Origin of the sequence: Pseudomonas sp. D4002, assembly GCF_013385665.1 — a bacterium.
Taxonomy (GTDB): Bacteria; Pseudomonadota; Gammaproteobacteria; order Pseudomonadales; family Pseudomonadaceae; genus Aquipseudomonas.
In genome coordinates this window covers 20,110-27,779 of sequence record NZ_JACAPN010000053.1, presented here as the reverse complement: position 1 = coordinate 27,779, position 7,670 = coordinate 20,110, and the positions used below count along the sequence as shown (strand labels likewise).

Sequence of the window (7,670 nt, the reverse complement as noted above, 5' to 3'; positions counted from 1 at the left end):
GGCACACCGAGCCTAAGCGAGGTGCCGAGTGGTGGGGCAAGAGCGTTTTGCTTACTTTTGCGCTGTTCAAAAGTGAGCCGCTGTAAGAGCGGAACCAATAGCAGCCGTTACCGCAGCAACAGATATGCCCCCCCAAGAAAACTTTCCTCCCCCGAGCGTGACCCAGATCCCACAACCCGTTGATTAATGATGGCATCCGCTCAGCTATACTCCTCTCCATTTGAATGGCCCTCGAGGAATTACTGTGAAGAACTGGACCTTGCGCCAACGGATTTTGGCGAGCTTTGCGGTCATCATCGCGATCATGCTGCTGATGGTAGTGGTCTCGTATTCACGCCTGTTGAAGATCGAACTCAGCGAAGAATCAGTCCGTGACGACGCAGTCCCGGGGGTGTACCTGAGTTCGATGATCCGCAGTGCCTGGGTCGACAGTTACCTGCAAACCCTCGATATCATTGGCCTGCGCGAAGACAAGGGCCTCACCGACGCCGACAAGACCGACTTCAAGTCTTTCGAAACCCGTATCCTCACCCAGATGGCCAATTACAAGGCGACCATCAACGGCGGCGAGGACCAGGCCGAATTCGATAAATTCGAAGCCCTGCACCAGGCCTATAACAAGGCCCTGTCCGGCGTTCTCGACCACCTGCAGAACCACGACGTGGCCGCCGCCCGCAAACTGTTCGACGCCGAGCTGACCCCGACCTGGACCGCAGGCCGCATGAAGCTCAACGACATCATCACCGAAAACAAAAACGTCGCGGACCGCGCCACCAACGCTATCGACGACGCCGTGTCCGCTGCAAAAATCAGCATGGGCGTCTCGCTGATCCTCGCGATCCTCGCCGCTGGCCTCTGCGGCCTGCTGCTGATGCGCGCGATCATGGCGCCGATGAAACGCATCGTCGACATCCTCGAAACCATGCGCACCGGCGACTTGAGCAAACGCCTGAACCTCGAACGCAAGGACGAATTCGGCGCAGTAGAGACCGGCTTCAACGACATGATGACCGAGCTCACCGCCCTGGTGTCCCAGGCACAGCGCTCTTCGGTACAGGTCACTACCTCGGTCACCGAGATTGCCGCGACTTCCAAGCAACAACAGGCCACGGCCACTGAAACCGCCGCGACGACCACCGAGATCGGCGCTACTTCGCGGGAGATCGCTGCTACTTCCAAGGACTTGGTCCGTACCATGACCGAAGTCTCCACCGCCGCCGACCAGGCCTCGGTGGCCGCCGGCTCCGGCCAGCAAGGCCTGGCGCGCATGGAAGAAACCATGCACTCGGTGATGGGCGCGGCCGACCTGGTAAACGCCAAGCTGGCGATCCTCAATGAGAAGGCCGGCAACATCAACCAGGTGGTGGTGACCATCGTCAAGGTCGCCGACCAGACCAACCTGTTGTCCCTCAACGCTGCCATCGAGGCCGAGAAGGCCGGTGAGTACGGTCGCGGGTTTGCCGTGGTAGCCACCGAAGTGCGGCGCCTGGCCGACCAGACCGCCGTGGCCACCTACGACATCGAGCAGATGGTGCGCGAGATCCAGTCGGCGGTGTCGGCCGGGGTGATGGGCATGGACAAGTTCTCTGAAGAAGTGCGCCGTGGCATGTTCGAGGTGCAGCAGGTGGGCGAGCAGTTGTCGCAGATCATCCATCAGGTGCAGGCCCTGGCGCCACGGGTGTTGATGGTCAACGAAGGCATGCAGGCCCAGGCCACCGGCGCCGAGCAGATCAACCACGCGCTGGTGCAGTTGGGCGATGCCAGCAGCCAGACCGTGGAGTCCCTGCGTCAGGCCAGCTTTGCCATCGACGAGCTGAGCCAGGTCGCCGTCGGCCTGCGCAGCGGCGTGTCGCGTTTTAAAGTCTGATGAACGACCTCGCGGCTAAACGCGGTGCCGTTGCGGCAGTGAAGAAAGCACTGTTCCTGGTGTTTCACATCGGTAATGAACGGTATGCCCTCAAGGCCACGGAAGTGGCCGAGGTGCTGCCGCGCCTGCCGCTCAAGCCCATTGCCCATGCGCCTGTGTGGGTCGCCGGGATCTTTGCCCATCGCGGGGCAATGGTGCCGGTGATCGATCTCAGTGCCTTGACCTTCGGTACGCCGGCCCAGGCCCGCACCAGCACGCGCCTGGTGTTGGTCAATTATCAGCCGGATGCACTGGTTCCGGCACGCTGGCTGGGGCTGATCCTCGAACAGGCCACCGATACCCTGCGCTGTGACCCGGCGGAGTTCCAGCCCTACGGCCTGGACAACCGCCAGGCACGTTACCTGGGCCCGGTGCGCGAAGACGAGCGTGGCTTGATGCAGTGGATCGGCGTGGCGGACCTGCTGACGGCTGACGTGCAGGCGCTGCTGTTTGCTGCGGGCGAGGAGGGTTGATGAGCAGTGATCAACGCTTCTTCGACTTCCTTAAGGAGCGCATTGGCCTGGACGTTGCCTCAGTGGGCGAAGCGATCATCGAGCGTGCCGTACGCCAGCGCAGCATGGCGCTCAGCGCGCAGACCGCCGATCAATACTGGCAGCAATTGCAGGCCTCCACCGACGAACAGCAAGCGCTGATCGAAGCGGTGATCGTCCCCGAAACCTGGTTTTTCCGTTACCCCGAATCCTTCGCCACCCTGGGCCGGCTGGCGGTCACCCGCCTGGCCGAAATCAAGCAGATGCGCGCCCTGCGGATCCTCAGCCTGCCGTGTTCCACCGGCGAAGAACCCTATTCGATTGCCATGGCCTTGCTCGACGCCGGGCTGGCGCCGCATCAGTTCAAGGTGCAGGGCATGGACGTCAGCCCGCTGTCGGTGGAGCGCGCCCGCCGTGGGGTGTACGGCAAGAATTCGTTTCGCGGCCAGGACCTCGAGTTCCGCGATCGCCACTTCACCGAGCAAACCGACGGCTACCGGATTGCCGACCGGGTACGCGAACAAGTGCGCCTGCAGGTGGGCAACCTGCTGGACCCCACGCTGCTGGCCAACGAGCCCACCTACGATTTTGTGTTCTGCCGCAACCTGCTGATCTACTTCGACCAGCCGACCCAGAAGCAGGTGTTTGAAGTGCTCAAGGGCCTGACCCACGTCGATGGCGTGCTGTTTATCGGGCCTGCCGAAGGCAGCCTGCTGGGGCGCCTGGGCATGCGTTCGATTGGCGTGCCGCAGTCGTTTGCCTTCAGCCGGCATGCGGAGCCCGCGCCTGAACCGGTATTTGTGCCGATGCCCGCGCCGATTCCTCAGCGCAGTGCCGCGCCTATCCCGACCAGGCCCCGGCCGTTCAGCACCGTCAGTGCGCAAGTGGTACCGATCAAGCCGCCGCCGCCGCAGTCGGACGCCGCCGATCTGCTCAGTCAGATTGCGACCCTGGCCAATGAAGGCAAGAGCCTGGAAGCCCGTGCTGCCTGCGAGCGTTATTTGCAGAGCCATCCGCCGGCGGCCCAGGTGTTTTATTGGCTGGGCCTGCTCAGCGATGTGGCCGGCAGCGCCCTGGAAGCCCAGGGTTATTACAGAAAAGCCTTGTACCTGGAACCCCAGCACCCGCAGGCCTTGATGCACCTGGCCGCGTTGCTCGAGTCCCAGGGCGATGTCGCCGGCGCCCGGCGTTTGCAGGCTCGTGCCGCGCGCAGCGAGCGAGCTGACAGTGAGCGTAAATCATGACCCTGGATCCCGAGCTGAACCTGACCCTGGCCGATACCCAGGCCATCGATGACTGCTGGAACCGCATCGGCATCCACGGTGACAAGTCCTGCCCGTTGCTGGCCGAGCACATTCACTGTCGCAATTGCTCGGTGTATTCCGCCGCCGCCACGCGCCTGCTCGACCGTTATGCCTTGCAGCAGGACGATCACCGCCCCGTCGCGACGCCGGAAGTCGAGGGTGATGTCCTCACCCGTTCGCTGCTGATGTTCCGCCTCGGCGAAGAATGGCTGGGCATCGCCACTCGCTGCCTGGTGGAAGTGGCGCCGTTGCAGCCGATCCATTCCTTGCCCCATCAGCGTTCCCGCGCCTTGCTGGGCGTGGCCAACGTGCGTGGCGCACTGGTGGCGTGCCTGTCCCTGGTGGAATTGCTGGGGCTGGACAGCACCGGCAGCGGCCCCAGTGGCGCACGAATCATGCCGCGCATGCTGATCATCGCGGCGCAGGACGGCCCCGTGGTGGTGCCGGTGGACGAAGTGGACGGTATCCATGCCATTGATGAACGCACCTTGAATGCGGCATCTGCGTCGGGCACCCAGGCCAGCGCCCGCTATACCCAAGGGGTGTTGCAGTGGAAAGGCCGCAGCCTGCGCTGGCTGGACGAGGCGCAATTGTTGTCTGCCGTGACCCGGAGCCTCACATGACCCCCGACCAGATGCGCGATGCCTCGCTGCTGGAGCTGTTCAGCCTGGAAGCCGACGCCCAGACCCAGGTGCTCAGCGCCGGCCTGCTGGCCCTGGAGCGCAACCCGACCCAGGCCGACCAGCTCGAAGCCTGCATGCGCGCCGCCCATTCCCTGAAGGGCGCGGCGCGGATTGTCGGGGTGGACGCGGGGGTCAGCGTGGCCCACGTGATGGAAGATTGCCTGGTCAGCGCCCAGGAAAGCCGCTTGTACCTGCTGCCGGAGCATATCGACGCACTGCTGCAAGGCACCGATTTGCTGATGCGCATTGCTACGCCGGGCAATACCGTGGGCCCGGCGGACATCGAGTCCTATGTGGCATTGATGGAGCGGTTGCTCGATCCGTCGCAGAAAGTCGCACCGCCCGCTGCGCCAAAGCCTGCGCCGCCGCCAACGCCCGCGCCAGAACCTGAATTGTCGATGGAAGCGCTGCTGACCCTGCCGCCGGAGCCCGAACCCGCGCCGCCGGTCAGTGCCGAACTGCCGCGCCAAAATAAGCGCATGACCGAAGGCGGCGAGCGGGTGTTGCGGGTGACCGCCGAACGCTTGAACAGCCTGTTGGACCTGTCCAGCAAGTCCCTGGTGGAAACCCAGCGGCTCAAGCCTTACCTCGCCAGCTTGCAACGCCTCAAGCGCATCCAGAGCAACAGCGCCCGCGCCCTGGAAAACCTCGACGGCCACCTCAAGACCGTCGACCTGAGCCTGGAAGCCCAGGAAGCGCTGGCTGATACCCGCCGCCTGTTGAGCGAAGCCCAGGCGCTGCTCGCGGAAAAAACCGCCGAAATCGACGAGTTCGGCTGGCAGGCCGGGCAACGCGCCCAAGTCTTGTACGACACGGCGCTGGCGTGCCGCATGCGGCCGTTTGCCGACGTGCTGGCCGGGCAGGTGCGCATGGTGCGTGACCTGGGCCGCAGCCTTGGTAAACAGGTACGCCTGGAAATCGAAGGCGAGAAAACCCAGGTCGACCGCGATGTGCTGGAAAAACTCGAAGCGCCGCTGACCCATTTACTGCGCAATGCTGTGGACCACGGCATTGAAATGCCCGAGCAACGCCTGCTGGCCGGCAAACCGGCTGAAGGCCTGATCCGCCTGCGGGCGTCTCACCAGGCCGGCTTGCTGGTGCTGGAGTTGAGCGACGACGGTAACGGTGTCGACCTTGAGCGCCTGCGCGGCACCATCGTCGATCGGCATTTGTCGCCGGTGGAAACCGCCCTGCGCCTGAGCGAAGAGGAACTGCTCACGTTCCTGTTCCTGCCGGGGTTCAGCCTGCGGGACAAGGTCACCGAGGTCTCGGGGCGCGGGGTCGGCCTGGATGCGGTGCAGCATATGGTGCGCCAGTTGCGCGGCGCGGTGGTGCTGGAGCAGACGGCGGGGCAGGGCAGTCGCTTCCACCTGGAGGTGCCGTTGACCCTGTCCGTAGTGCGCAGCCTGGTGGTGGAAGTTGGCGAAGAGGCCTACGCCTTCCCGCTGGCCCACATCGAGCGCATGTGCGATCTTGCGCCCGACGACATCGTGCAACTGGAAGGCCGCCAGCATTTCTGGCACGAAGGCCGGCATGTCGGCCTGGTCGCCGCCAGCCAGTTGCTGCAGCGCCCGCCGGGGCAGGGCAGTCAGGAAACCCTGAAGGTCGTGGTGATCCGCGAGCGCGATGCGGTCTACGGGATTGCCGTGGAGCGTTTTATCGGCGAGCGCACGCTGGTGGTATTGCCCCTGGACGACCGGTTGGGCAAGGTCCAGGACATCTCCGCCGGAGCGTTGCTCGATGACGGTTCGGTGGTGCTGATCGTCGACGTCGAAGACATGCTGCGATCGGTGGACAAACTGCTGAATACCGGTCGTCTGGAGCGCATCGCCCGACGCACCCAGCAAACCCTCGAAGCACCGCGCAAGCGTATTCTGGTGGTGGATGACTCGCTGACCGTGCGTGAGCTGCAACGCAAATTGTTACTTAATCGCGGTTATGAAGTGGCCGTGGCAGTCGATGGCATGGATGGCTGGAACGCGCTGCGCTCCGAAGACTTCGACCTGCTGATCACGGACATTGATATGCCTCGCATGGACGGTATTGAATTGGTCACACTCTTGCGCCGTGATACTCGCCTGCAATCCCTGCCGGTGATGGTTGTTTCCTACAAGGATCGGGAAGAAGACCGTCGTCGTGGACTGGACGCCGGCGCCGACTATTATCTAGCCAAGGCCAGCTTCCATGACGACGCGCTGTTGGACGCGGTGGTGGAGCTGATCGGAGGAGCACGGGCATGAGGATTGCGATCGTCAATGACATGCCCATGGCCGTGGAGGCCTTGCGCCGGGCGTTGAGCCTAGAGCCGGCCCACGAAGTGGTGTGGGTTGCGGGCAACGGCCTGGAAGCAGTGCAGCGTTGCGCCGAGTTCACGCCCGACCTGATTCTGATGGACCTGATCATGCCGGTGATGGACGGTGTGGAGGCCACCCGGCAGATCATGGCCGAGACGCCTTGTGCGATCCTGATTGTCACCGTCGACCGCCAGGCCAACGTCAGCCGTGTATTCGAAGCCATGGGCCATGGCGCCCTGGACGTGGTTGACACGCCTGCACTGGGCGTGGGCAATCCGAAGGACGCCGCGGCACCGCTGTTGCGCAAGATCCTCAATATCGGCTGGCTGATTGGCCAGCGTGGCAGCCGCGTGCGGGCCGAGCCTGCGCCCCAGCGGGCCACGGGCAAACGCCAGAGCCTGGTGGCCATCGGTTCGTCCGCAGGCGGCCCGGCTGCCCTGGAATCCCTGCTCAAGGGCTTGCCCCGGGACTTCTCGCCGGCCATTGTGCTGGTGCAGCATGTGGACCAGGTGTTCGCCGCCGGCATGGCCGAATGGCTGAGCAGTGCCTCGGGCCTGCCGGTGCGCCTGGCCCGGGAAGGCGAGCCGCCCCAAAGCGGTGTCGTGTTGCTGGCGGGCACCAATCATCACATTCGTCTGCTGAAGAACGGCACGCTGGCCTACACCGCAGAGCCTGTGAACGAGATTTACCGGCCGTCCATCGACGTGTTTTTCGAGAGCGTCGCCAGCTACTGGAATGGCGATGCCGTTGGCGTGCTGCTGACGGGGATGGGGCGTGATGGCGCCCAGGGACTTAAGTTGATGCGTCAGCAAGGCTACCTGACCATCGCGCAGGACCAGCAAAGCTGTGCTGTTTACGGCATGCCCAAAGCGGCAGCGGCGATTGACGCGGCTGTTGAAATTCGCCCATTGGACAGAATTGCGCCACGATTGCTGGAGGTATTCGCAAAATGACCGATATCACACGCTGTCCTGGCCTGCAGGTAGTAATTC

The 7,670-nt window shown here is 63.7% G+C and carries 6 protein-coding genes; all 6 read left to right on the top strand.

Features of this window, described 5'->3' with window-relative positions; translation table 11 throughout:
* Window positions 1-304 precede the first annotated feature (304 nt).
* From HX824_RS30400 to HX824_RS30375, 6 genes are read left to right on the top strand one after another with little or no spacing between them, the layout of a single operon-like run.
* Window positions 305-1,867 (top strand): methyl-accepting chemotaxis protein, encoded by a 1,563-nt coding sequence (locus tag HX824_RS30400; RefSeq protein ID WP_371316498.1) that lies wholly within the window; start codon window positions 305-307, stop codon window positions 1,865-1,867.
* Window positions 1,867-2,379: a chemotaxis protein CheW gene (locus tag HX824_RS30395; protein WP_177055900.1), complete on the top strand. Its 513-nt coding sequence runs from the start codon at window positions 1,867-1,869 to the stop codon at window positions 2,377-2,379. The genes HX824_RS30400 and HX824_RS30395 overlap by 1 nt, the downstream gene beginning before the upstream one ends.
* Window positions 2,379-3,641 (top strand): protein-glutamate O-methyltransferase CheR, encoded by a 1,263-nt coding sequence (locus HX824_RS30390; protein ID WP_177055898.1) that lies wholly within the window; start codon window positions 2,379-2,381, stop codon window positions 3,639-3,641. Before HX824_RS30395 ends, HX824_RS30390 begins: the two co-directional genes overlap by 1 nt.
* Window positions 3,638-4,324: a chemotaxis protein CheW gene (locus tag HX824_RS30385; RefSeq protein ID WP_102368208.1), complete on the top strand. Its 687-nt coding sequence runs from the start codon at window positions 3,638-3,640 to the stop codon at window positions 4,322-4,324. Before HX824_RS30390 ends, HX824_RS30385 begins: the two co-directional genes overlap by 4 nt.
* On the top strand, window positions 4,321-6,624 hold the full coding sequence (locus tag HX824_RS30380; protein ID WP_102368209.1) for a hybrid sensor histidine kinase/response regulator: 2,304 nt from the start codon (window positions 4,321-4,323) through the stop codon (window positions 6,622-6,624). The genes HX824_RS30385 and HX824_RS30380 overlap by 4 nt, the downstream gene beginning before the upstream one ends.
* On the top strand, window positions 6,621-7,631 hold the full coding sequence (locus HX824_RS30375; RefSeq protein ID WP_003219250.1) for a chemotaxis response regulator protein-glutamate methylesterase: 1,011 nt from the start codon (window positions 6,621-6,623) through the stop codon (window positions 7,629-7,631). The genes HX824_RS30380 and HX824_RS30375 overlap by 4 nt, the downstream gene beginning before the upstream one ends.
* Window positions 7,632-7,670 lie beyond the last annotated feature (39 nt).

Excerpts from the sequence above, each read along its gene's own strand:
- HX824_RS30400 (WP_371316498.1), top strand. The coding sequence starts at position 305 with ATGCTGCTGATGGTAGTGGTCTCGTATTCACGCCTGTTGAAGATCGAA.
- HX824_RS30395 (WP_177055900.1), top strand. The coding sequence starts at position 1,867 with ATGAACGACCTCGCGGCTAAACGCGGTGCCGTTGCGGCAGTGAAGAAA.
- HX824_RS30390 (WP_177055898.1), top strand. The coding sequence starts at position 2,379 with ATGAGCAGTGATCAACGCTTCTTCGACTTCCTTAAGGAGCGCATTGGC.
- HX824_RS30385 (WP_102368208.1), top strand. The coding sequence starts at position 3,638 with ATGACCCTGGATCCCGAGCTGAACCTGACCCTGGCCGATACCCAGGCC.
- HX824_RS30380 (WP_102368209.1), top strand. The coding sequence starts at position 4,321 with ATGACCCCCGACCAGATGCGCGATGCCTCGCTGCTGGAGCTGTTCAGC.
- HX824_RS30375 (WP_003219250.1), top strand. The coding sequence starts at position 6,621 with ATGAGGATTGCGATCGTCAATGACATGCCCATGGCCGTGGAGGCCTTG.